Annotated in this window: 15 protein-coding genes; 5 read left to right on the top strand and 10 right to left on the bottom strand. The window is 69.9% G+C overall.

Annotated elements, in window-relative coordinates:
• Positions 1–19 precede the first annotated feature (19 nt).
• Both KUV67_09360 and mrcB read right to left on the bottom strand, forming a co-directional pair.
• The gene (locus KUV67_09360) at positions 20–487 is read right to left on the bottom strand and encodes a tetratricopeptide repeat protein (GenBank protein MBY6205087.1); all 468 of its coding nucleotides are present in this window, start codon (positions 485–487) and stop codon (positions 20–22) included.
• A gap of 191 nt (positions 488–678) precedes the next feature.
• Positions 679–3021, bottom strand: a complete 2343-nt coding sequence (gene mrcB, locus KUV67_09365) for a penicillin-binding protein 1B (GenBank protein ID MBY6205088.1) — start codon at positions 3019–3021, stop codon at positions 679–681.
• 220 nt (positions 3022–3241) lie between these two features.
• Between mrcB and KUV67_09370 the strand changes: the two genes are divergently transcribed.
• Positions 3242–7633: a glycosyltransferase gene (locus KUV67_09370; GenBank protein ID MBY6205089.1), complete on the top strand. Its 4392-nt coding sequence runs from the start codon at positions 3242–3244 to the stop codon at positions 7631–7633.
• Between the two features lie 638 nt (positions 7634–8271).
• Here the strand turns inward: KUV67_09370 and KUV67_09375 are convergent.
• From KUV67_09375 to KUV67_09390, 4 genes are all read right to left on the bottom strand, one after another.
• Positions 8272–10413: a bifunctional (p)ppGpp synthetase/guanosine-3',5'-bis(diphosphate) 3'-pyrophosphohydrolase gene (locus KUV67_09375; protein ID MBY6205090.1), complete on the bottom strand. Its 2142-nt coding sequence runs from the start codon at positions 10411–10413 to the stop codon at positions 8272–8274.
• A gap of 73 nt (positions 10414–10486) precedes the next feature.
• On the bottom strand, positions 10487–10855 hold the full coding sequence (locus tag KUV67_09380; protein ID MBY6205091.1) for a DUF971 domain-containing protein: 369 nt from the start codon (positions 10853–10855) through the stop codon (positions 10487–10489).
• Positions 10852–12447, bottom strand: a complete 1596-nt coding sequence (locus KUV67_09385; protein MBY6205092.1) for an AbgT family transporter — start codon at positions 12445–12447, stop codon at positions 10852–10854. The genes KUV67_09380 and KUV67_09385 overlap by 4 nt, the downstream gene beginning before the upstream one ends.
• Positions 12448–12612: 165 nt before the next feature.
• Complete coding sequence (locus KUV67_09390) at positions 12613–13395, bottom strand: YceI family protein (GenBank protein ID MBY6205093.1); 783 nt, start codon at positions 13393–13395, stop codon at positions 12613–12615.
• A gap of 45 nt (positions 13396–13440) precedes the next feature.
• Between KUV67_09390 and KUV67_09395 the strand changes: the two genes are divergently transcribed.
• From KUV67_09395 to KUV67_09410, 4 genes are all read left to right on the top strand, one after another.
• The gene (locus KUV67_09395; GenBank protein ID MBY6205094.1) at positions 13441–13995 is read left to right on the top strand and encodes a cytochrome b; all 555 of its coding nucleotides are present in this window, start codon (positions 13441–13443) and stop codon (positions 13993–13995) included.
• Complete coding sequence (locus KUV67_09400) at positions 13986–14600, top strand: YceI family protein (GenBank protein MBY6205095.1); 615 nt, start codon at positions 13986–13988, stop codon at positions 14598–14600. The genes KUV67_09395 and KUV67_09400 overlap by 10 nt, the downstream gene beginning before the upstream one ends.
• 175 nt (positions 14601–14775) lie before the next feature.
• On the top strand, positions 14776–15714 hold the full coding sequence (locus tag KUV67_09405; GenBank protein MBY6205096.1) for a patatin-like phospholipase family protein: 939 nt from the start codon (positions 14776–14778) through the stop codon (positions 15712–15714).
• A 618-nt stretch (positions 15715–16332) separates the two neighbouring features.
• Positions 16333–16632 carry a hypothetical protein gene (locus KUV67_09410; protein MBY6205097.1) on the top strand — a complete coding sequence of 100 codons (300 nt, stop codon included), beginning with the start codon at positions 16333–16335 and terminating at the stop codon, positions 16630–16632.
• Positions 16633–17215: 583 nt separating this feature from the next.
• Here KUV67_09410 and KUV67_09415 read toward each other — a convergent pair.
• The 4 genes from KUV67_09415 to KUV67_09430 form a co-directional block, all read right to left on the bottom strand.
• A complete protein-coding gene (locus tag KUV67_09415) occupies positions 17216–18922 on the bottom strand; it encodes a diguanylate cyclase (GenBank protein MBY6205098.1) in 1707 nt (568 codons plus the stop codon).
• A 119-nt stretch (positions 18923–19041) separates the two neighbouring features.
• Positions 19042–20799 (bottom strand): M28 family peptidase, encoded by a 1758-nt coding sequence (locus KUV67_09420; GenBank protein MBY6205099.1) that lies wholly within the window; start codon positions 20797–20799, stop codon positions 19042–19044.
• Between the two features lie 971 nt (positions 20800–21770).
• The gene (gene pncB, locus KUV67_09425; GenBank protein MBY6205100.1) at positions 21771–22937 is read right to left on the bottom strand and encodes a nicotinate phosphoribosyltransferase; all 1167 of its coding nucleotides are present in this window, start codon (positions 22935–22937) and stop codon (positions 21771–21773) included.
• Complete coding sequence (locus KUV67_09430; GenBank protein MBY6205101.1) at positions 22934–23581, bottom strand: isochorismatase family protein; 648 nt, start codon at positions 23579–23581, stop codon at positions 22934–22936. The genes pncB and KUV67_09430 overlap by 4 nt, the downstream gene beginning before the upstream one ends.
• Positions 23582–23693 lie beyond the last annotated feature (112 nt).

Below are 23693 nucleotides of genomic sequence, written 5' to 3' on the forward strand. Positions count from 1 at the left end.
GCAGCGCCGCGGCGGGGCATCAGAAGCGCTCCGGCGGCGCGACCCGGCATTGCGACAGCCGGTCCCGGGCGCGCTGCGCCCGGTCCCAGTCAGACGCCCGTTCGTGGACGATGATCAGGGTGCGGAGGGTGCGCTGGCAGATCGCGCCGACCTGCGGCCCGGCGTCCCAGGCGCGCTGGGCGTAGCTGCCGGCCTGGTCTACGCGGCCCTGCTGCAGCTGGACCTCGGCCATGAACTGCAGCGCGGCCGGGTCGCGGCCATCGATTCGCAATGCGCGTTCCAGCAGCTGCTCGGCGAGGTTCAGGTTGCCTTCGGCCTCGGCGGACCTGGCCTGGCGCTCGAGCGATTCGACGGCCGGGTTGCGCAGCGTGTAGACCTGCAGTTCGGCGTCGTCGTTCTCGACCGCCGGCGCGCGCACGCGGTCCTCGACCGTGCGGCGCTCGTCGGGCGCCGGGGGCGTGGCCGCGCAGGCGGCGAGGAGCAGCACGACGAGGGCTGCGAGGGCGGGGCGCAGGACGGGGATTCGGGGCGTCGATGTCATGTCTTGAAGGATACCGGATGAGGGTGGTGCAGTCGTTCCTGGAGAGTCCTCTTCGCTCGCAAGCTCACTCCCACAGGGGGCCCCTTCGCTTGCGGGCGAGGGCCCTGGCTGTGGGAGTGAGCTTGCGAGCGAACGGGTCAATCTCTTCGGAAGCGATCCAGCAGCCCGCGCCGCACGCAGCGCGAATAGGCGTCGGGCTGCGAGCCGGAAACGAACGGCACGGCGCGCGCGCTTTCGCAGTCCTCGTCGGCCAGCAGCGGGCTGGGCCAGTCGATCCAGAACCATTCCAGGCTGTCCGGCCACTGGCGCGGCGTCGGCTGGTGCGGCAGGGCGTCGAACAGGCGGGCCCACACGGGCAGCGCCGAGGTTGCGCCGCTGACGGCGGCGGGCCGGTTGTCGTCGCGGCCGACCCAGACCACGGCCAGCCAGCGTTCGGTGAAGCCGGCGAACCAGGCGTCGCGGCGGTCGTTGGTGGTGCCGGTCTTGCCGCGGACGACCGCGCGCCGGGCCGCCGGGGCGGACAGGCGCGCGGCCAGGGACCGGCCGGTGCCGCGCGCGACCGCCTCTTCGAGCGCGAAGTCCAGCAGCGCCAGCGCGTCGCGTTCGCGAATCGGTCGCAGGCGAACGGGGTAGCGGCCGACCGCGCCGTCGCCGGGATCGACCACGTCGGTGATCGCGCGCAGCGGCGTGGAATAGCCGCCTGCGGCCAGCGCCTGGTACAGCTGGGTGACCTGCAGCGGGGTCAGGTCCACCGCGCCGAGCAGCGCCGACGGGTGGCGCTGCCCGCCGGGCTCGATGCCGAGGTTCTCGAGCAGGCCGAACAGCCGGTCGACACCGATCTCCAGGCCCACCCGGACCGTGGCCTGGTTGTAGGAGTTGGCCAGCGCCGTCAGCAGCGGCACGGTGCCGTGGCTGAGGCCGTCGTAGTTGCTCGGCGTCCAGTCGGGCTTGCCGGCCTGCGGTACGGAAAGCGGCGCGTCCTCGACCGGCGTGACCAGGGTGTAGCGGTCCGGCTGCGCGAGGGCCAGGAGATAGACGAAGGGCTTCAGGATCGAACCGACCGGCCGCCGCGCGTCCAGGGCACGGTTGAAGCCCGGCCGACGGTAGTTGCGGTCGCCGACCAGGGCGCGGACCTCGCCGGAGTCGGGCTGTGCCAGCACGATCGCGCCCTGCAGCGATCCGGCCTCGGCTTCCACCGCGGGCAGGCCCTCGGCCAGCGCGCGCTCGGCGTGATGCTGGGCCGAGGGGCTCAGCGTGGTGAAGATGCGCAGGCCCTGGACGCGCAGGTCGGATTCGCGGTAATCGGCGCGGAGCTGGCGCCGCACCAGGTCGATGAACGCCGGATGGGCGCGGCGCGGGGCCAGGTCGCGCACGTCGGCGCCGAGTTCACGCACCCGCGCCCGCTCCAGCTCGGCGCCATCGATCAGGCCGGTGTCGTGGAAGACCTGCAGGACCAGGTCGCGCCGGTTCCGGGCGCGCTCCGGGTTGCGCGCGGGGTGGTACCAGGACGCGCCGCGGACCATGCCGGCGAGGAGCGCGATCTGGTCGGTGGACAGGGACTGCACCGGCAACCCGAAATAGTGCTCGGCGGCCCGGCCGAAGCCGTGGATGGCCTGGTTGCCGTTCTGGCCGAGGTACACGTCGTTCAGGTAGGCCTCGAGGATCTCGGCCTTGCTGAAGCGCGCCTCGAGGCTGATCGCCATGACCGCCTCGTTGAATTTCCGGAGCAGGGTCTGCTCGCTGGACAGGAACAGGTTCTTGACCAGTTGCTGGGTGATCGTGCTGCCGCCCTGGACCACGTCGCGCGACATCAGGTTGCGCAACGCGGCGCGGACGATCGCCTTCGGATCGACGCCGTGGTGCCGGCCGAACTGGCGATCCTCGACGGCCTGGATGCCGGCGACCAGCAGCGTGGGGAACTCGGCGATCGGGATCAGCGTGCGGTCGCGCTCGTCCAGCGGCAGCAGGCTGCCGAGCTCGGCCGGGGGCAGGCGGGCCAGGGCGAGGTCGCGTCGGCCCGTGTCGTCGATCGACTCCAGCGATCGGATGCGGCCATCGCGCAGGGTGACGCCCAGCGTGGTCGCGGGCTGAAGGCCGTCGGCGAAGCGGGCCTCGGGCAGCGCGATCGTGTAGCGGCCGTCGCGCTCGCGCCAGCGGCCGGGCAGCAGCGGCTCGCTCTCGACCAGGCCGGCCGCGTTCAGCTCGAGTTCGAGGTCGGCGGCGGAGATCGGTCGGCCGACGTGCAGTTCCAGTGGGCGCGCGTAGAGCCGGCTGGCCTGGGTCCACTGGCGCTCGGCAAAGCGGGTGGCGGCCTCGCGGTCGAGGTAGACGATCCACGGACCGAACAGGCCGATCGCGACACCGAGCAGGAACAGCGCGACCCGCCACGGCCAGCGGCGCCGGTTCCCGGTGGCGGAGCTTCGGCCGCGCGGCGCGGCGCGGCGGCTGCGTTTCTTCTTCGACGCCTTCTTGCGGGCCACGGGGCTCAGGTTCTCCGGGCGTCCATGGTTCTCCGGGCGCCCATGACAAGCGCGGAGCGATGGCCGATAATTGCCGGCTGCATTTCGACGTGGAACAGGTCGCTGGTTTCGATGGGTCCCGGATTCATGCGCCGCATTATAGGAACACCATTGCCCGTGCGCCGCGTCGCTCGGCGACGGTGGATGGATGGCGTGGCCGACGCCTGCGGGCTCCCGGCCGATGGCTAGGCCCGGCGCGCCCGAGGCCCCGCTTCCACGGCTGCTGCTGTGGGCGCGACCCGGTGATGGACGAAGCGATCGTCCGGACCCTGCCGCCGTCGCCGACTGCATCCACGCGCTGGGTCTCGAGGCGCACGTGGTCGGCGTCGACGCGCCGCCCTGCGCGGAGTCGCTGACCGGGGGCGTCGACTCGGCGATCGAAGCCGTCCGTTCCGCGCATCCAGACCGGGACCTGCTGGTGCTTCGCGCCGATCTCGTCCTTCCCGATCATTTCCCCGACCTGGTCCGGGCCCTCGCCGGGCTCGAGGATCGGCCCGCGCGCCTGCTGTTTCCCGGCGATCACGCGCCGGCCTGCGATCCGCTGCGCGGCCTGGAGACGGGCGATGCCGATCGCCCGTCGCTGGTCGCCTGGGCCTGCGATCGCGTGTGGCAGTCCGTCGACGGCGGACCGGCCGAGGCCGCCCTTGCCGACGCGCTCTGGCTGCGCGCCGGGGCCGACCGTCACGGACCGGCCGCGCTGCTCGACGATGGGTACCTGGTCGCGAAGCGGCCTGCGGCGCAGGCAGCGGACGACGATGTCGGACCCGAGCCCCCGCACGGCCATCTCGCCGAGCGCGTGCGCGGCCTGGTGGACGAAGGCGTCCGCGAACTCCCCTACCCGGACGACCGGCCGGTCACGCTGCATATCGCCCACAGCTGGGGCGGCGGGGTCTGGCGCTGGATCGAGGACTTCATCGACGGCAGCGACGCGCCCCAGCTCGTCCTGGTCGCCGTGTCCGACGGCCCCGGGACGGTCTGCGGCCGGCGGCTCCAGTTGTGCGCACTGGGACCGGGCCGCGGGGTGATCCGCGAACTGGCGCTGGCGCCGCAGATCGCCAGCAGCGTGGCCCACCACGAGGGCTACGAAGCGGCCTTGGCGTCCGTGCTCGAGCGCTACGGGGTCGGGCGGGTCGTCGTCTCGTCGCTGGTCGGCCATTCGCTGGCCGCGCTGATTTCCGGGCGTCCGACGATCCAGGTGCTGCACGATTTCTACCCGGCCTGGCCCCTGCTCGGGCACGATCCGCAACCGTTTCTCGATGCGAACGACGGCGATCCGGACGCGGCGCGCGCGGCCGCCGTCGAGGCCCAGCGATCGACGATGCGCCTCCAGCCGCCGGATCCGGCGTTCTGGAACGCGCTGGACCGGGACTGGCTCGAGGCGGTGCAGAGCGGGCCGGTGCGCTGCGTCGCGCCGACGGCGCACGTGGCGCGCCGCTGGCAGGCGCTTCACCCGGATGCCGACCTGGACATCGACCTGGTCCCGCATGGCTTCCGGCCGTTTGCCTCCGAGCCGGCGCCGATCGACGCCCCGCCGCCGGGGACTGGTTCGGACGAACCGTTGCGGCTGGTCATTCCGGGCCGCTTGACCGAAGGCAAGGGCCTGGACCTGCTCGAAGCCGCGTTGCCGCGGCTGGCCGGCCGGGTCCGTCTGACCGCGCTGGGCTGCGGTCGGGACGGCTACCGGCTGTTCGGACGCTCGGGCATCGATGTCGTCCCCGGCTACCGGCGCGACGAGTTGCCGACGCTGATCGCCGCCCTCCACCCGCACGCGGCACTGCTCCTGTCGACGGTTCCGGAGACCTGGAACTACACGCTCAGCGAGATGCGCGCGCTGGGCCTGCCGGTGGCCGCGACCCGGGTCGGCAGCTTCGCCGAGCGCATCGACGACGGCCGCGACGGCCTGCTGTTCGAGCCCGACGCGGACGCGCTGGTCGACTGCATCGAGCGGCTGCTGGACGCGCCGGAGCGGCTGGTGGAGATGGCCGCGAACGTGCCGCCGCAGGACGACCTGGCCACCATGGTCGCGGCCTACGACGCGCTGTGCCCGGCCGCTGCTCCCCGGGCCGCGTCCTACGGGGGCGCGTCCGCGGCGCACGCCGACTACGGTCGCGTGGCCTCGGCGCTGGCGCGCACCCGCCAGCGGGCCGACCGCGCCGAGGCACGGCGCGATGCGCTGGAGCAGGACCTCGACAAGCGCACCCGCTGGGCCGAGACGATGGAACGCCAGTTCCGCGAACGCAGCCGCTGGGCCGAGGAGCTCGAAGCCACCCGCAAGGAGCAGCAGGCGACGATCGGGCGGATGGACCGGGAACACCGGCGGGCGCTGTCGGAGGTCCAGCGCCAGCGCGACACGCTGGCCGGCGAACTCGACCACCTGCGGGCCGAGCGCGAACGCATTCTCGGCAGCCGGTCCTGGAGGATCACCCGCCCCCTGCGCGTGGCCAGCCGGCTGTTCGGCGGCGGGCGCCTGAAGCGGCTGGCCAACCCGCTCAACTGGCCGGCACTGATCGGTCGTTTCGCCCACCACGTCCGGCTGCGCGGCTTGAAGCAGACCCTGATCATGATGCAGTCGCCGACGCCCGAGGAAGCGGCGCCGGAGCCCGTCGGCACCACCCCCGTGCCGACCGCCGACCGGGTCGCCGCGCCGGTCCGCTTCGACGAGCCCGCGGCGCCGCGCATGAGCGTGGTGATCCCGGTCTACAACCAGCTGCACTTCACCGCCGCGTGCCTGCACAGCGTCATCCGCGCGTCCAACGAGACGGCCTTCGAGCTGATCGTGGTCGACGACGCGTCCAGCGACGGCACCGCGAAATGGCTGGCGAAATGCCGCGGCATCCGGACGATCCGCAACGAGCGCAACCTCGGCTTCATCGGAACCTGCAACCGCGGGGCCGCGGCCGCGCGCGGCGAGTACCTGGTGTTCCTGAACAACGACACGCGGGTCCGCGACGGTTGGCTGGACGCGCTGCTGGACGTGTTCAGGCAGCGGGCCGACGCCGGTGTGGTCGGCGGCAAGCTGGTCTACGCCGACGGCACGCTGCAGGAGGCCGGCGGCATCGTGTTCGACGACGGCAGCGGCTGGAACTACGGCCGCGGCGACGAGCCCGGTCGGCCGCAGTACGAGTTCGTCGCCGAGTGCGACTACGTGTCCGGGGCCTGCCTGGCGATCGCCCGCGAGCGCTTCGAGGCGCTGGGCGGCTTCGACAGCCACTACGCGCCGGCCTACTACGAGGACACGGACCTGTGCTTCAAGGTCCGCGAGCAGGGCGCGAAGGTCTACGTCCAGCCGGCCGCGACCATCGTGCACTTCGAGGGGGCGACCTCGGGCACCGACGTCGACGCCGAGACCGGCACCAAGCGATTCCAGAAGATCAATCGGGAGAAGTTCGCCGAGCGCTGGAAGGCCCGGCTCGCCGACCAGCCGCCGAACGCGCCGGACTTCGACCGCGCGGACCCGGTCGGCGCGCTTCGCCATCACCGCAAGCCGCACCGGGCGCTGGTCGTCGACGCGACGACGCCGATGCCCGACCACGATTCCGGCTCGGTCCGGATGTTCGCGCTCCTCAAGCTGCTCGACGAACTGGGCTACAGGACGAGTTTCATGCCCGAGAACCGATCCTGGGCGGGGCGCCATTCGGTGGCGCTGCAGCAGGCGGGGATCGAAGTGCTCGGCGCGCCCTGGGTCGCCGACATCGAGGACTGGCTGCGCGAGCACGGCCGCGACCTCGACCTGGTGCTGGTCAGCCGGCACTACGTGCTCGACCCGCTGGTCCGGCTGATCCGGGAGTACTGCCCCAGGGCGAAACTGGTGTTCGATACGGTCGACCTGCATTTCCTGCGCGAGCGGCGCGAGGCCGAGCTGGCCGGCACGGCGGCGGCCCGCCGCGCGGCCGCCCGCACGGAACAGCGGGAGATGGACCTGATCCACGAGGCCGACGCCACGCTCGTGGTCAGCGCCTACGAGCGCGACCTGCTCGCCGCGCGTGTGCCCGACGCGGAGGTCCACGTCGTGTCCAACATCCACTCGCTGCAGGATCCGGGCCGGCCCTTCGACGAGCGCGCCGACCTGCTGTTCGTCGGCGGCTTCCAGCATCCGCCGAACCTCGATGCGGCCGAGTGGCTGCTCGACGACATCCTGCCGCGCGTCCGCGAGGAACTTCCCGATGTCGAACTGCACCTGATCGGCAGCAAGATGCCCGAATCGCTGGCCGAACGCCGCGCCCCCGGCCTGCGCTGCCACGGCTTCGTCGCCGACCTCGAGCCGTTTCTCGCCGGCTGCCGCATCTCGGTCGCGCCGCTGCGCTACGGCGCGGGCGTCAAGGGCAAGGTGAACCAGGCCATGAGCCACGGCCTGCCGGTGGTGGCGACCTCCTGCGCGGCCGAGGGCATGTTCACCACCCACGAGCACGACATCCTCATGGCCGACGACGCCGAGGCCTTCGCCGCCGAAATCGTCCGGCTCTACCGCGACGAGGCCCTGTGGACGAAGATCGCCGCCAACGGGCGCGAGAACGTGCGGCGGCACTTCTCGGTCGACGCCGCGCGGCGCGCGCTGGAGCGTTTGCTCGGCTGACCGGTGAGGGGTCGCGAGTTCGGTCTGTTCGCTCGCGAGCTCACTCCCACAGGAGCCCCTTCGCTCGCAAGCTCACTCCCACAGGCAGACCTTTCGCTCGCGAGCTCACTCCCACAGGCAAACCTTTCGCTCGCAAGCTCACTGCCACAGGCAGACCTTTCGCTCGCAAGCTCGCTCCCACAGGCAGACCTTTCGCTCGCAAGCTCACTGCCACAGGGAAACCTTTCGCTCGCAAGCTCACTCCCACAGGAGCCCTCTTCGGTCGCAAGCTCGCTTCCACAGGATCCCCTTCGCTCGCAAGCTCACTCCTACCGGCACACCTGTCGCTCGCGCGCCAACTCCCTCAAGCGAGCCCAGGGATCGGCACCGAGGCCAGGCTGGAGTTCGGACTGTGGGAGTGAGCTTGCGAGCGAAGGGTGGGGCGGCCGAACGCTTCGCTCGCAAGCGCCCTCCACCAGACTCGACCTTTCGATGAAGGGTTTTCCTGTGGGAGGCCGCTTGCGGGCGAAGGTCGGCATGGCCGAAGGGTTCGCGCGCTAGCGCCCTCCGACAGACTCGACCCCCCGATCAAGCGTTTTCCTTTGGGAGCGAGCTTGCGAGCGAAATGCGGCTCGGGGTCAGGGCGCTGCGCTCGAGCCCTACTTCACCCGCCGCACATCGGTGACATTGGTGATCGCCTGCAGCCGGTCGAGCAGGCCGGAGAGCTGGTCGAGGTCGGCCACGTCGACGGTCAGGTCGATGACCACGGCCTCGGGCACGTCGCCCCGGCTGGCGCTCATGGCCGAGACGCTCAGGCCGCGGGCGGCGAGGATCGACCCGATGTCCTTGATCAGTTCCTTCCGGTCCCAGGCCTCGATCCGGATCCGCACGGGGTAGCGGGTGCGGGTGCGGTGGGTCCAGTCGACCCGGATCCGTCGCTCGGGGTGCTGGTCGGCCAGGCGCAGGTACTGGCGGCAGTCCTCGCGGTGGATGCTCACCCCCCGGGTGCGGGTGATGAAGCCGGCGATCGGGTCGCCGGGGACCGGCTGGCAGCATCTGGCGAGCTGGTAGACGAGGTTGCCGACGCCCTCGATCCGGATCTCGCTGCCGGGGGCTTCGGTCGCACCCGGCTCGGGCCGGCGAACGGGCAGGGCCTGTTCTGCGGTGTCCGGCTCGGGCCGCAAGCGCAGCACGGCCTGGGCGACCTGGCTGGCGGTCAGGTCGCCGGCGCCGACGCCGGCCAGCAGGTCGTCGATACGGTTGAAGTGGTAGTGCGCGGCCACCTCGTCGAGCGGCGCGTCGGCGATGTCGAGCTTCTTCATTTCCGCCTCGACGGCGGTCCGGCCGGCGGCCAGGTTGTCGTCGAAGGCCTGCTGGCGGAACCAGTGGCGGACCTTGCTGCGCGCGCGGCCGGAGTTCAGGTAGCCGGCCTGCGGGTTGAGCCAGTCGCGCGACGGGCGGGGTTGCCCGGCGGTCAGGATCTCGACCCGGTCGCCGTTGGCCAGCGAGTGGGTCAACGGCACGATGCGTCCGTTGACCTTGGCGCCGCGGCAGCGGTGGCCGACCTCCGTGTGGACCTGGTAGGCGAAGTCGAGCACCGTCGCACCCTGGCTGAGATCGACCACGTCGCCGTTGGGCGTGAGTACGTAGACCCGGTCCTCGCTGGTCAGGCTCTCGAAGCTCTCGACCAGGCTCTCGTTGTCCTCGCTGCCCTCGATCAGCTGGCGCATCAGGCCGATCCGGGCTTCCAGCGCGCTGTCGGCCGGTCCGCCTTCCTTGTAGCGCCAGTGGGCGGCCACCCCCAGCTCGGCGTGCTCGTGCATCTCGAAGGTCCGGAACTGGACTTCGAACACGCGGCCCGAGGGTCCGCGCACGGCGGTATGCAGCGAGCGGTACAGGTTGGGCTTGGGGTTGGAGATGTAGTCGTCGAACTCGCCGGGCACGGGCTGCCAGTTGGCATGGACCAGGCCCAGGGCGGCGTAGCAGTCGGCCACGCCGTCGACCAGCACGCGCACCGCGCGAACGTCGAACAGTTCGTGGAAGTCCAGCCCCTTGCGCTGCATCTTCTTCCAGATCGAATAGATGTGCTTGGCCCGGCCGGAGATCTCGTGCCGGATGCCGGCCGCGCTCAGGGTCTCGTCGACCCGCTTCATGAAGTCGTCGATGGCCCGCTCGCGATCGGCACGCTGCTCGGCGACGAGTCGCTCGATCCGCGCATGGGCCTCCGGTTCCAGGAAGCGGAAGGCGAGGTCTTCGAGCTGCCACTTCAGCTGCCAGACGCCGAGCCGGTTGGCCAGCGGCGCGTGGATCGCGCGGGTCTCCCGGGCCAGCGCGCGGCGCGTGTCGACATCGCGCGCGACCTGCATCCGGGCCAGTTGCCAGGCGATGACCAGCAGCGCGACGCGGACGTCCTCGATCAGGGCCAGGATCAGGCGGCGCAAGCCTTCGGCACGGTGCTCGGAGTCGGGCACGTAGCGCTGGTCGAAGCGCACCACCTGGCCGAACTGTTCGACCAGCGCCTTGACGTCGTCGCAGTCCGTCCGCGAGGCGTCCGGTGCTTCGCCGGAGCCGTCGGCATCGGTTGCGTGAGCCGTACAGATGACCAGCGCAGCGGCCAGCGTGGCGCTGTCCGGTGACAGCGCGCCGAGCGCACGCAGCATGCGACCGGGCAGGCCGCCGTCGACCTCGGCATCGGACGACTCGAGGCGCCGGGCGCAGTCGTCGATCAGGGCGCGATGGCGGTCGGCGATCGGTCGGTCGCCGATCAGGCGCTGGATCGGGTTCGGTGCGGGCGTGGACACGGTTCGGGTGCGGTCGGCGTCAATGGAGAAGCGGACCGGTCATTCTAGTCGGCCGCGCGGGTCGTCCGGCCCGCTAGGGCGCGTCGGCTGCATCGTCCATCCCGGCCTCGCGCATCCGCGCTCGGTACCGCTGCAGGTTGGCCTCCATGCGCTCGCCGAGCGAATACAGGAAACCCCAGCCGTACAGGCCGGAGTCGTGTCCGTCGTCGAACACCAGGGACACTGCGTAGCTGCCCACCGGTTCGATCCGCTCGATCTCTACGCTGCCCTTGCCCGGGAGAAGTTTCGGCTCCGACAGCCCGTGGCCGCGTACCTCCGCCGAGGGCGAGTGGGTGCGCAGGTACGACGCGGGCAGCTCGAAGCGGGTGCCGTCGTCGAAGGCGACGACGAGCACGCGCCGACCGCGCTGGTAGGTCAGCTCGGTCGGAACCGGCTCGCTCACGGCAGCCCGTCGTAGTACGTCGGCGAGCCGGGGCCGACCGGCAGGTCCAGGCCGAAGACCCAGAGCAGGAACAGCAGCGACCAGCCGATGAAGTAGAACATCGAGTAGGGCAGCATCGTCGCGATCAGCGTGCCGATGCCGAACTTCTTGTCGTAGCGCGTGGCCCAGGCGAGGATCAGACCGAAGTAGCTCATCATCGGGGTGATGATGTTGGTCGTCGAATCGCCGATGCGATAGGCCGCCTGGATGACCTCGGGCGAGTAGCCGATGAACATCAGCATCGGCACGAAGATCGGCGCGGTGACCGCCCACTGGGCCGAGGCGGAGCCCAGCGACAGGTTGACGATGCCGCACATGATGATGAACAGCACGAACACCATCGGGCCGGTCAGGCCGATCTCGCGCAGGAAGTCGGCACCGGTCACGGCGGTGATCAGGCCCAGGTTGGACCAGCCGAAGAAGGCCACGAACTGCGCGGCGAAGAACACCAGCACCACGTACAGCCCCAGGGTCGAGATCGCCGAGGCCATGCCGTCGATGACGTCGCGGTCGTTCTTCATCGTGCCGACCACGCGCCCGTAGGCGAAGCCGGTGACAAGGAAGAAGATGAAGATCCACGCCACGATCGAGCGGAAGAACGGACCGGAGCTTTCGAGGAAGCTGCCGCCGGCAGCGGCCGGGTCGCGCAGTACGCCGTCGGCCGGCAGGACCAGCAGGGCGATCAGGCCCAGCACGCCGAGCATGGCGATGCCGGCGATGCCCAGGCCGCGCTTCTCGTCGCTGCGCAGCGGCTGCATCTGGCTGTCGTCGAGGACCCGAGGGTCGGCGTTGGAGTCGTCGTAGGCGCCGAGCTTGGGCTCGACGATGAAGATCGTGACCAGGGAGCCGATCGCGGTGATCATGAACGTCGAGACGATCATGAAGTACCAGTTCGCGGTGGCGTAGACCTCGTAGGTGGGGTCGATCAGCTGCGCGGCTTCCTCGGTGATGCCGGCCAGCAGCGGGTCGATCGTGCCGAGGAGGAGGTTGGCCGAATAGCCGCCCGAGACCCCGGCGAAGGCCGCGGCCATGCCGGCCAGCGGGTGCCGGCCGAGGGCCAGGAAGATGGCGCCGCCGAGCGGGACCAGGACCACGTAGCCCATTTCCGACGCGGTGTTCGAGAGCACGCCGGCGAACACGATCGCCACGGTCACGACGTGCTTCGGTGCGTTGAGCACGATACCGCGGACCAGGGCCGACAGCAGACCGGACTTCTCGGCCACGCCGACCCCGAGCATCGCGACCAGCACGACGCCGAGGGGCGCGAAGTTGACGAAGTTGTTGACCAGGTTGCCGAGGATGCGCCGCAGTCCCTCGCCGTTGAGCAGGCTGACCGCCTCGATCGTCGCGCCGGCGGCGGCGGCCGGACGCGGGTCCTCCACGCTGACGCCGAGCCAGCCGAACAGGCCGGAAAGGAACACCATCGCGGTGGCCAGCAGCGCGAACAGCGTGACCGGGTGGGGCAGGAGGTTGCCGAGCCATTCGACGACGTCGAGGAATCGGGTGAACCAGTTGCGCTTCTGCGCGGTAGCGGCGGGGGTCGGGTCGCTCACGGGCGGTCGTCCTGGGGAATTCGACCGCGCATCATAGCAACAACCCCCGGCCGGTCGCCGCGGGTCGAATTCCCGGCGGCGGCGTCACCGACGGGCCGGGGCGGCTGGTCGAGCGCTGGCGCCGGACCGCTCGGGGCGGTCTTCCGGGCGGCTCGTGCCGCCCGTTCAGCCGGTGGCCGGCCGGGCCACGATGCGGAACCGGACGCGCATCGAATCGGCGACCCGCAGCGCGCCGCCGGCGGCGGAGAAGGGCTGCAGGCCGAGCGCGGTCTGGTCGACGTCGAAGGCGCCGACGGCCTCCAGGCGGTTGCCTTTGCGCCGAATCGCTGCGGGGACCACCAGCTCGCTGACCACGCCGCGGATCCGGACCCGGGCCGTGACGTCGGCCTGCCAGTCCGGACCGACCGCGGAGACGGACCGGACCTCGATCCGCGGATGGTCCTCGGCGGCGAGCACCTCGGGGCCGAGGAGGTTGCCCCGGGTCGCCTCGATCGTGTCGTCGTCGAGCGCTTCGAGCCCCTCGTCGGCGCGCCAGGCCGGCCGGTCGACGACCAGGTTCGCCACGTCCACGGCGAGGTCGACGCGGCTGTCCTCGACCGTGTCCCCGAGCAGAATCCGCCCCGAAAGCACCGGGCCGCCGATCACGTGGCGGTGACCGAGCCGCGCCAGCGATCCGGCCGGCGCGACGAGTACCCGCAGCGAGGAGGCGTCGGGGTCGATCTCGAAGATCCGTTGCGGATGGTCGGCCGCGAACGCCGGTGGCCAGTCCGGCCGCCGGTCCGGGTCGGCCGGCTTGCTTCCCGGGGATGCACACGCGGCGAGCACGAGCAGGCAGGCGAGCAGGCCGGCGGTCCGGACGGCCGGACGGCGTGTTCGCGAGCCGGCGGATGCGAGGATCGTTGCGCCGGCAAGGAACGGCAAGAAGAGGTGGCGCAACACGGCGTTCATCGGCATGGTCCAATCTGGTCTCGACCGACAGGGTAGACCACGGGCATGGATGGAATCCTTCGCAACACGGAGACCCGCTACGGACTGGTGGCGCAACTGTTCCACTGGACCGTCGCGATCGGCATCGTCCTGCAGTTCATCTGGGCGTGGCGCATCGATCAGGCCGATTCCATCCGGCTCGAGTATCAGCTGGTCATCCAGCACAAGTCGATCGGCATGACCGTGCTGATTCTCGCCCTGCTGCGGATCGCCTGGCGGCTGTTCAACGCACCGCCGGCGCTCCCGTCCGCGATGGCGCGACGCGAACGCCGGGCGGCGGCCTTCACGCATTGGGCACTGTACGGCCTGATCCTGTTCCTCCCGCTCAGCGGCTGGGTCTACTCGTCGGCGGCGGGCTACGGGGCCGAATTGTTCGGCTGGGTCGAGATCCCCGACCTCGTCGGGCAGAGCGAGGCCGTGGAAGCTGCCGGGTTCCAGGTCCACCGGGCGCTGGGCTGGGTCCTGCTCGGGCTCGTCGGCATTCACGTCGCCGCCGCCATGCATCACCACTTCGTCCGCAAGGACACCGTATTGAAGAGAATGCTGCCGAAATGGAACTGAACGTAACGACGCGATGCTCGATCGCCGAACTCACGCGCTCCGCCTCCGTTGGCGTCGCGCTGCTGGCCGCCGGTCCCGCGCTGGCCGACGATTGCTTTTCCGGAGGCAGCGACAGCGGATTCATCGAGTTCCGCGGCGCCGTGGAGGGCAGCGGATTCACGGGCCGCTTCGAAGACTTCGACGTGCGCTACTGCATGCCCGCCGGCGCGCCGGCCGAGGGCTCGATCGAGGTCGCGGTCCGCCCGGCGTCGGCCGAGAGCGGCAACAACGACCGCGATGAAACCCTGGTGGGACCCGAATTCTTCCACGTCGAGCGCTTTCCCGAAGCGACCTGGTCCAGCACCGCCATCCGCGAAGCCGCCGACGGCTACGAGGCCGACGGCGAGTTGACCCTGCGCGACATCACCGCGGCCCAGTCGATCGCCTTCGAACTGACGCCGGACGGCGAAGCGATGGTCGCGGCCGGCGAGTTCGCGATGGCCGGGACCACGGAAATCGAGCGCCTGCGCTTCGATATCGGCACCGGCGAATTCGCCGACCCGGAGTTCGTCCGCAACCGCGTGGACCTGCGCTTCGAGGTCCGCCTGACGGCCGACCCGGACTGAACGGGGCTCGGCGCTTCGATCATCGGCTTTCCTGGGGGAGTGAGCTTGCGAGCGAAGCGTGGGGTGGCCAGGAGCTTCGCGCGCAGGCGCCCTCCAACAGGTGAAATTCTTTCGGGGATCCTCATCGAGGCCTCGACAGCGAAGCGAGCCGGCCGCGGGTCGCTAGACTAGCGGCATGGACCCCGAGACTCGACCACGCACCCTGTCCCTCGTCCTCGGCGCCGGCGGCGCCCGCGGGCTCGCCCACATCGGCGCGATTCGGGCCTTCGAAGAGGCCGGCTACGAGATCCGGTCGATCGCCGGGTGTTCGATGGGCGCGCTGGTCGGCGGAATGTATGCCGCCGGCAAGCTCGACGTCTACACCGAATGGGCCACGTCGCTGCAGCAGTCGGACGTGTTCCGCCTGGTCGACTGGACCCTGTCGGGCGGCGGCCTGATCCGCGGCGACCGGATCATCCGCCGGCTGCGGGAGATGGTCGGCGACACCGATATCGAGTCGCTGCCGATCGACTTCACCGCGATCGCGGTCGATATCGAGCACGGCAAGGAGATCTGGCTCGATCACGGGTCCCTGTTCGAGGCGATTCGAAGTTCGATCGCCATTCCGGGCCTGTTCACGCCGCATCGCCACCGGGGCCGGTTGCTGGTCGACGGCGGGATTCTCAACCCGATCCCCGTTGCACCGACCCTGCGCTGCCTGACCGATTCGACCTTCGTGGTCAACTGCAACGGCCGCCCGCGCGGCACGCCCGAGCGGGCGACCCGGACCCGCGGTGGTGAACGCGGATCGAAGGCCGCCGCAACTCCGGACGACGACGGCATGATGGGCAGGATGCGCCGGTTCTTCTCGGGGCTGACCGATCGGGACGACGAGCCGGAGCCCGACTCGCCGGGCCTGGTCGCGGTGCTGATCAAATCGCTGGAAACCATGGAATCGGTCATCACGCGCCAGCACCTGGCGGTCTTCCACCCCGACCTGGTGGTCGAGATTCCCCGCGATGCGTGCATGATCCACGAGTTCCACCGCGCCGGCGAGCTGATCGAGCTGGGTCGCGAACGGACCCGGGTCACGCTCGAGGCCCTAGCGGCGACCGGCGCTGCGCCCGCGCGCTGAGCCCGGGGAGGGCATGCGGAACGCGGCGCGGACCCGGCCGGACATCGATGCGTCATTCCGAGCGACAACGCGTCGATCCCGAAGAAGTCACTGGCCCCGGATCGGGGTCCGGGGCGACGGAGCAAGGGGACCGGGCAGGTGATCGGGTTTTCTGTCGTCCCGCACTCGATGCGGGATCCAGTGACTTCGATCGAGATTGCATGGGTCACTGGCCCGGGATCCGGGTCCGAAGCAATGGGCCCGGGCAGGTGATCAGGCTTTCTGTCATCCCGCACTCGATGCGGGATCCAGTGACTTCGATCGAGACTGCATAGGTCACTGGCCCCGGATCCGGGTCCGGGGCGACCGAGCAAGGGGACCGGCGGATGCGATTCCGTCGGCACGTGCGGGGTGGCGTTCTCTCCTGCAACCTGTCGTCCCGCACTCGATGCGGGATCCGGATCGAGGCCATGGGCGAAGGCGTAGGGGTATCACTCGCTCCTGCTCCTTCGAGCCGCACCCCATGCGGTGTTGCAGGCGCTGTCGTGTTCGAGGACCGATTAGGCGACCCAACGACGCTCGATGCGACGATCGATTCGGCACGCGTCGCCCGCCCGATCCCGGGGGTACACTAGCGGCATGAATGACGACGACCAGCTCTTCGATGACGCCGCCGACCAGGTGGTCGATCTCGGTAACGAGATTGCCGACGCCAACCCCGATGCCGACCTCTGGGCGATCGCCGATGGGCTGATCGCCGGGGCCGTGCATTTCTGGCTCTATGCCCACCAACCGGAATCGATCAGCCACGAAGACGATCTCGAGGGCCACCGGACCGCCGCCGAGCGGTTGGAAACGCTGACCCGCCTGCTGCATGAATCGGCGCTGGAAAGCGAATACCTCCACTCGCCGCACGACGCCGACGCCGGCCGCGCCTGAGGTCGGCTCCGGCACCCAGGATCTGCGGCATCCAGGAGAAGGGCTCTGTGGGAGTGAGCTTGCGAGCGAAGGCCCTTGCTCGCCTCCCGGGAAGAATCTTTCGCTCGCAAGCTCACTCCCACAGGCGCTCTGCTGTCGTCGCGCACTCGATGCGGGACCCAGTGTCTTCGATCCAGACCTGAAACGTCGCTGGACCCCGGCTCGGGGCCGGCGCGACGGTGCAAGAGGGCCGATGGAAGCCATTCCGTCGACGCGTGCGTGCTGCAGTGCCGAGATCTCCTGAACCCTGTCGTCCCGCACTCGATGCGGGACCCAGTGACTTTGATCGGTAACTGAAACGTCGCTGGACCCCGGCTCGGGGGCGGGGCGACGCGGATCCGGAAAGACACTGGGCCCTGAGTCAAGCCCAGGGCGACGGATGCAGGGGGCCGTCGCTGGATGCTGGTCCACTGCCCGAGAGGCCGGGGAGACCCGTGTGGGAGCGGGCTTTGCCCGCGATGGAAGGTCCTGATTCCCCGTTCGCCGGCAGGCAGGCTCCCACAGGCTCTGTGCTGGGGTCGCGCGGCTGGTGCGGCGCCGGCGCTCAGTCGTCCTTCTCGACCTCGACGCGCGCCCGCCCCGACTGCTTGGCCCGGTACATGAGCCGGTCGGCACGCCGGACGAGCTCGGTGGCGCTCTCGTCCTTGCGCAGCGACACCGCGCCCAGCGAGGCCGACAGCGGCACGCCGTCGGGCGTCTCGATCGCCGCCATGCCGTCGAGCACGGTCTGGGCGAAGCCGGCCGCACCGTCGGCGTCCGTGCCGGGCAGGATCATCGCGAACTCCTCTCCGCCCCAGCGCGCCACCGTATCGGTCCGGCGGACGCGATCGCGCAGCAACTCGGACACGCGCGCAAGGACCCGGTCGCCGACGCCGTGCCCGAAACGGTCGTTGACCTGCTTGAAATGGTCGATGTCGAGCAGGACGAAGCCGACCGGGTGGCCCAGTCGATGGGACTGGTCCACCTCCGCTTCGAGTCGTTCCTGGCCGTACCGGCGGTTGAACGCGCCGGTCAGGCCGTCGACGGTGGCCAGTTCCTGCAGCTTGGCCTCGAGCTGCTTGCGCTCGCCGATGTCCATCACGGTGCCGGCCATGCGGCTCGGCTCGTCGTTCTCGTTCCGGCGGACCACCCGGCCGCGCACCAGGCGCCACTCGTAGCCACCGGACTTTCGCCGCAGGCGCACGTCCATCTGGAATTCGCGCTTGGAGCCGTCGAGGTGCGCCGCCCAGCGCTCGATCAGGGCCTGCCGATCGTCCGGGTGAACCAGGTCGAGCAGCGCGTCGCGATGCGGGGCGACATCGTCGGGCGAATAGCCGAGGCGCTCGGCGGCCGCGTCGCTGAAGGCGAACTCCCCGCTCTCCAGGTCCCAGTCCCAGAAGCCCAGCTTGGCGCCCTCGATGACCAGCGACAGCTGCTCTTCCCGGTCGCGCAATTGCCGCTCGGCGTTGTAGCGGCGCGTGATGTCGGAGAAGGTGGCGACCACGGAGAAGGGCTGATCGGTGCCCTGGAGTTCGATCACCTCGGTGCTGATCTCGATCCAGCGAACGGAGCCGTCCCTGTGGCGCAGACCCAGCGGCACGTCCCGTTGCGGCTGCCGAGTCAGCACCGTCCTGGCGACGGGACGCTCTTCCTGGGCCAGGGTGCGCCCTTCGGCGTCGAGAAACTCCAGGTCGTTGAAATCGCCCAGCGAGCTAGCCCGCAGCGTGTCGAGGGGACGGCCCAGGAGTTCGGCAGCGCGGTCGTTGGCCAGTTCCACCGAGGCGTCGGCGCCGATCAGCAGGACACCGTCGGCCATGGCCCGGATGACGGATCGCAGCCGGACCTCGCTGGTCTCCAGCTCGCGCTGGATGCGGTTGGCGACCGTGATGTCCTCGACCAGCACGAGTAGCGCCTCGGGGGCCGCGCCCTCGCGCTCGCCGATCACGCTCAGGTCGAGTCTCAGCTGGACGATCCTGCCGTCGGGCCGGCGGCACTCCAGGTCGCGCACGTCGGCCAGCCGCCGGCCGGAGCGCAGGCCCTCCAGCGCGTCCAGAACGGTTCGACGATGCTCGCCCTCGAACAGGTCGGGGAGGTTGCCGGGCAGTGCGCCGTCGTCGTGTCCCTGAGCCCCGCCGGCCTTGCCGGGGCCGCCGAACAGCTCGCGCAGCGCCGGGTTGCCGCCCAGCCAACGGCCGACGACGTCAATGCTGCCGATCCCCACGCTGGCGCGCAGGGTCACTCTCGACAAGGCATCGAGAAATTCGCTACTCATGGACGGAGCTCACGGCGTGTTTCAAGGGAACGCCGGCGCGGCATCGATCGGCCACACTCGACGGACTGCGGTTCCCGGGAGCGGGCCCGGGAACCGACGCGAGACGACGGGGCCGGCGGTCAGGGGCGCTGCCGATCGCGAATGGCGCGGAACTCGTTGCCGTCGTACCAGTTCGGCCAGACATCGTTTTCGGCCAGGTAGCGGCCGACGCGGTACAGCACGGTGGCGTCCTCGGCCACGCCGCGGAAGTCCCAGTCGGGGTCGAACACGTCGCCGACCTTGTGATAGCGGTTGTCGCGGTACTCGCGCTCGATCGCCAGCACGTAGTCCTCACCTTCCTCGACATGGGTGAAGCCGCTCTTGGCGTACAGGGCGGGGATGCCGGCGCGGGCGAAGTTGAAATGATCGGAGCGGTAGTAGTACCCGGCTTCCGGGGTGGGCTCGGGGACGATCACGCGGCCGTCCTCGTCGAGGGCGGCCTCCAGGATCGGCTCCAGCTCGGAGGAATCGATGCCGACCACGACCATGTCCTCGGTCGGCCCGGCCATGAAGTTGACCGCGTCGAGGTTGATCGCCGCGACGTGCTCGGAAGGCGGCACGATCGGGTCGTTGACGTAGTGGCGGGAACCGAGCAGGCCGTATTCCTCCAGCGTCACGGCCAGGAACAGCACGCTGCGCTCGGGCGCACCGGCCGCGGCGTGCATGCGGGCCAGTTCCAGCACGGCGGCGGTGCCGGAGGCGTTGTCGATCGCGCCGTTGAAGATGCCGGCCGAGCCGGGCAGGGCCATGTTTCGGCCGAGGTGGTCCCAGTGCGCCATGTAGACGACGGTCTCCTCCGGACGCTCGGTGCCTTCGAGCCTGGCCAGCACGTTGTAGGACATGCCCTCGCGAACGGAGTTGCGGACCTCGGCGGTCGCCGTCGCGCCGAGCGGTACGGCCTCGAACCCGGGCTCGGCGGCGCGCGCCTTCTGTTCCTCGTAGTCCAGGCCCGCGTTGGCGAAGAGTTCGCGGGCGGCCTCGACGTTGATCCAGCCTTCCAGGGCCATGATCGGGTCGTCGCCGCGCTCGGCCAGCTCGAACTGCGGCCCGGACCAGGAGTTGGTCACGACTTCCCAGGGGTAGGAGGCCGGCTCGGTCTCGTGGACGATCAGCGCCGCGGCCGCACCCTGGCGGGCGGCTTCCTCGTACTTGTAGGTCCAGCGGCCGTAGTAGGTCATCGCGCGGCCGTTGAAGCGCTCGCCGTCCGGATTCGCGAAACCCGGGTCGTTGACCAGGATCACGACCGTCTTGCCGGCCACGTCCAGGCCCTCGTAGTCGTTCCAGTCGTACTCGGGAGCGACCACGCCGTAGCCGACGAAGACCAGTTCCGAATCGGTCACGCCGTGCGGATCGGTACCGAGGCGGCGGCTGCCGACGATCATGTTCTCGGGGAAGGTCAGTTCCCGCGCTTCGCCGTCGCGTTCGATCAACAGCGCCGAACGCGCCTGGTTGGTCAGCTCGACCATCGGCACCGGCTGCAGGTAGCTGTCGCCGTAGCCCGGCGCCAGGCCGGCCTCGGCGAACTGGTCGACCAGGTAGTCGACGGTCAGGCGCTCGCCGCGCGACCCGGGCGCCCGACCCTCGAACTCGTCGGAAGACAGGGTCTCGAGGTCCTCGACGAAGCGGTCGGTGACGAAGCCGGATTCCGGCGGCTCGGGCAGATCGATGGCGATGTCGCCGCTCGCTTCGCCATCGGCTCCGGCAGCGTCTTCGCTGGTCGCAGCGACGGTGCCGGCCGCGTCGGCAGCCGGTGCCGGCTCGTCGGGCGGGGTCCGGTCGCAGGCGGTCAACAGCAGCATCAGCGCGGCCAGGGCGGCCGGGATCGTGAATCGGTTCATCGGGGTTCTCCGCGTGCGAAGGCAATAGTGACAAGTCTCCGATTCTAACGCGGCGCGGGTCGGCCGCCGGCACCGCCGGTCGAGGTCGGAATCGGGCGATGGTGCCGGCCATGTTGGCGTTCGCGAGCAGGCTCGCTCCCACAGGCTCCCTGCTGTCGTCCCGTACCTGATGCGGGATTCAGTGTCTATGATCAAATCCTGAAACGTCGCTGGGCCCCGGCTCGTCGGCCGGGGCGACGGAGTGGGAGGACTGCTGTCCCCCGTCGTCCCGCACTCGATGCGGGACCCAGTGTCTTTGATCCGAACCTGAAACGTCGCTGGCCCCCGGCTCGGGGGCCGGAGCGACGGAGCAGGAAGCTTCTCCCTGTCGTCCCGCACTCGATGCGGGACCCAGTGTCTTCGATCGAAACCTGCAACGTCGCTGGGCCCCGGTTCGGGGGCCGGGGCGACGCGGACCCGCGAAGACACTGGGCCCTGAGTCAAGCTCAGGGCGACGAATGCAGGGGGCCGTTGCTGGATGCTGGTCCACTGCCCGACAGGCGGGGGAGACTCGTGTGGGAGCGGGCCTTGCCCGCGATGGCTGGTCCGGATTCCCCGTTCGCCTGCAGGCAGGCTCCCACAGGTGCTCTGCTGTCGTCCCGCACTCGATGCGGGACCCAGTGTCTTTGATTGAATCCTGAAACGTCGCTGGGCCCCGGCTCGGGGGCCGGGGCGACGGAGTAGGGGGTGGCTTTACTCTGTCGTCCCGCGCTCGATGCGGGGCAGTGTCTTTGATCGAAACCGAAAGGAAAGCGTCGCTGGGACCGGCTCGGGGGCCGGGGAGATAGAGCAGGATGCTTCTCCCGGTCGTCCCGCACTTGATGCGGGATCCAGCGACTTCGGGTGTCGCTCACTCGCCAGCATTCGCTCGCAAACTCACTCCCACAGGCCGCCATGGTCTGCGGGATTCGAGCGTCCGCCCGGTTGTCGACCTATTCCGGGACGTCGAAGGCCTGGCGCACCCAGGCCAGGTAGTGCTGGTCCGTCGAGACCACCTTGCCCGGCGAGTCGGACAGCTTGACGACGGGCTGGCCGTTGCAGCGGGTCATCTTGATCACGATGTTGATCGGCGCGGTGCCCGTGTCGTGGGTCAGGTTGGTGCCGATGCCGAAGGACACGTTGATCCGGTCGCGGAAGCGGTGCCAGATCTCGGCCGCCTTCGGGATGTCGAGCGAGTCGGAGAAGATCAGGTTGCGGGTATTCGGGTCGACGCGGTTGTTCCGGTAGTGCTCGATCATGGCCTCGCCCCATTCGAACGGGTCGCCCGAGTCCTGCCGGGCGCCGTCGAACAGCTTGCAGAAGTACATGTCGAAGTCCCTCAGGAAGGCCGAGAGGCTGTAGGTGTCCGACAGCGCGACGCCGAGGTCGCCGCGGTACTCGCGCGCCCAGACCTCGAAGGCGAAGCGCTGGGTCTCGGCCAGGCGCGGGCCCAGCGCCTGGGCGGCCTGGATGAACTCGTGGGCCATGGTGCCGATCGGCACCAGGCCGAGTTCGCGCGCCAGGCGGACGTTGCTGGTGCCGCGCAGGCTGTTCGGGATCGAGTCGGCCAGGGTCTCGACGACCTCGTCGTGCCATTCGCGGGAAAACCGCCTGCGCGTGCCGAAGTCCGCAAACACGAAGTCGTCCGGGCGATCCAGCGCGCGGACCTGTTCGATCTTCGTCTTCAGGCGTTCGCGTGCGTCCGCGAAGTCGAGGTCCGGGTGGCTGTGCCGGGTGTACAGCTCGCTGACGATGGCGAGCAGCGGGACTTCGAACAGGATCGTGTGAAGCCATGGACCGCGGATGGCGATCGTCAGCTGCCCGTCCGCTTCGCCGACCTCGACGAAACGCGACTGGAGGTGGAACAGGCGCAGGAACTCGATGAAGTCGCGCTTGAAGTAGCGCTGCGAGGCGAGGAAGTTCAGCTCGTCGGGATCGAGCGTCAGGGAGCAGAGGTGTTCGATCTCGCGCTCCAGGTCCTTCTTCAACGGCCGCAGGTCGACACCTTCGCTGCGGCACTTGAAGGTGTATTCGACCTCCGCCCCCGGGAACTGGTGCAGCACCGCCTGCATCATCGAGTACTTGTAGATGTCCGTATCGAGCAGCGATTCGATGATCATGTCGAAGGTTCCAGGTGGTCGCTGGACTCGACGATCTCCACGCCGGCGGCGCGCAGCTCGGCGAGGGCGGCTTCGGTCGTCTCCGGCGCGATGCCGCGGCAGGCGGCCCGGTTCAGGATCGTTCGAAAGCCGGCCCCGGCAAGCTGGCGCGCGGTGGCATTCACGCAGTAATCGGTGGCCAGCCCGCCGACCAGCACGTGGGTGACGCCCCTGGCCTTCAGCCACTCGATCACGCCGGTGCTCATCGTTTCGGCCAGGTCGTGATAGCAGGCGCCGTAGGGGTGCATGTCGAGCTCCACGCCTTTCCAGACGAAGAAGTCGTAGTCGGCGGGGCGGGGCAGGCCCGGCAGGAGCTCGAATCCCTCGGTGCCGGGCACGGCGTGAACCGGCCAGTGCTCCTCGACGTTGTCGCCCTCGACGCCGGGTTGTCCGATCTTTGTCGCGTCGTCGGTCACCCAGGCGGCCTTCGGGCTGTGCGCGTCCTTCGAGCCGACGCGGACGCGGGCGAGTTCGGCCTGCCGGTTCAGCTCCCAGGTGATCGCATCCCCATCGGGCACGGGAAGCTCGTCCGGGCACAGCGGCGTGAAGGTCCGCTGGGCGTCGACGTCGAAACTCGCGATGCGGTCCTTCGGGGGTAGCTGCATGGGACTTGACTCGAAGAATGCGCTCATGGTCTTCGAGTCATTCGAGTGAATGGTCGTGAAATGTACACCAGAACGCCGACGGCGCAGTGAGCGCAGAGTCTGAAAGTCGCCG

It is taken from the genome of Halomonas denitrificans (assembly GCA_019800895.1).
In the GTDB taxonomy this organism is placed as follows: domain Bacteria; phylum Pseudomonadota; class Gammaproteobacteria; order Xanthomonadales; family Wenzhouxiangellaceae.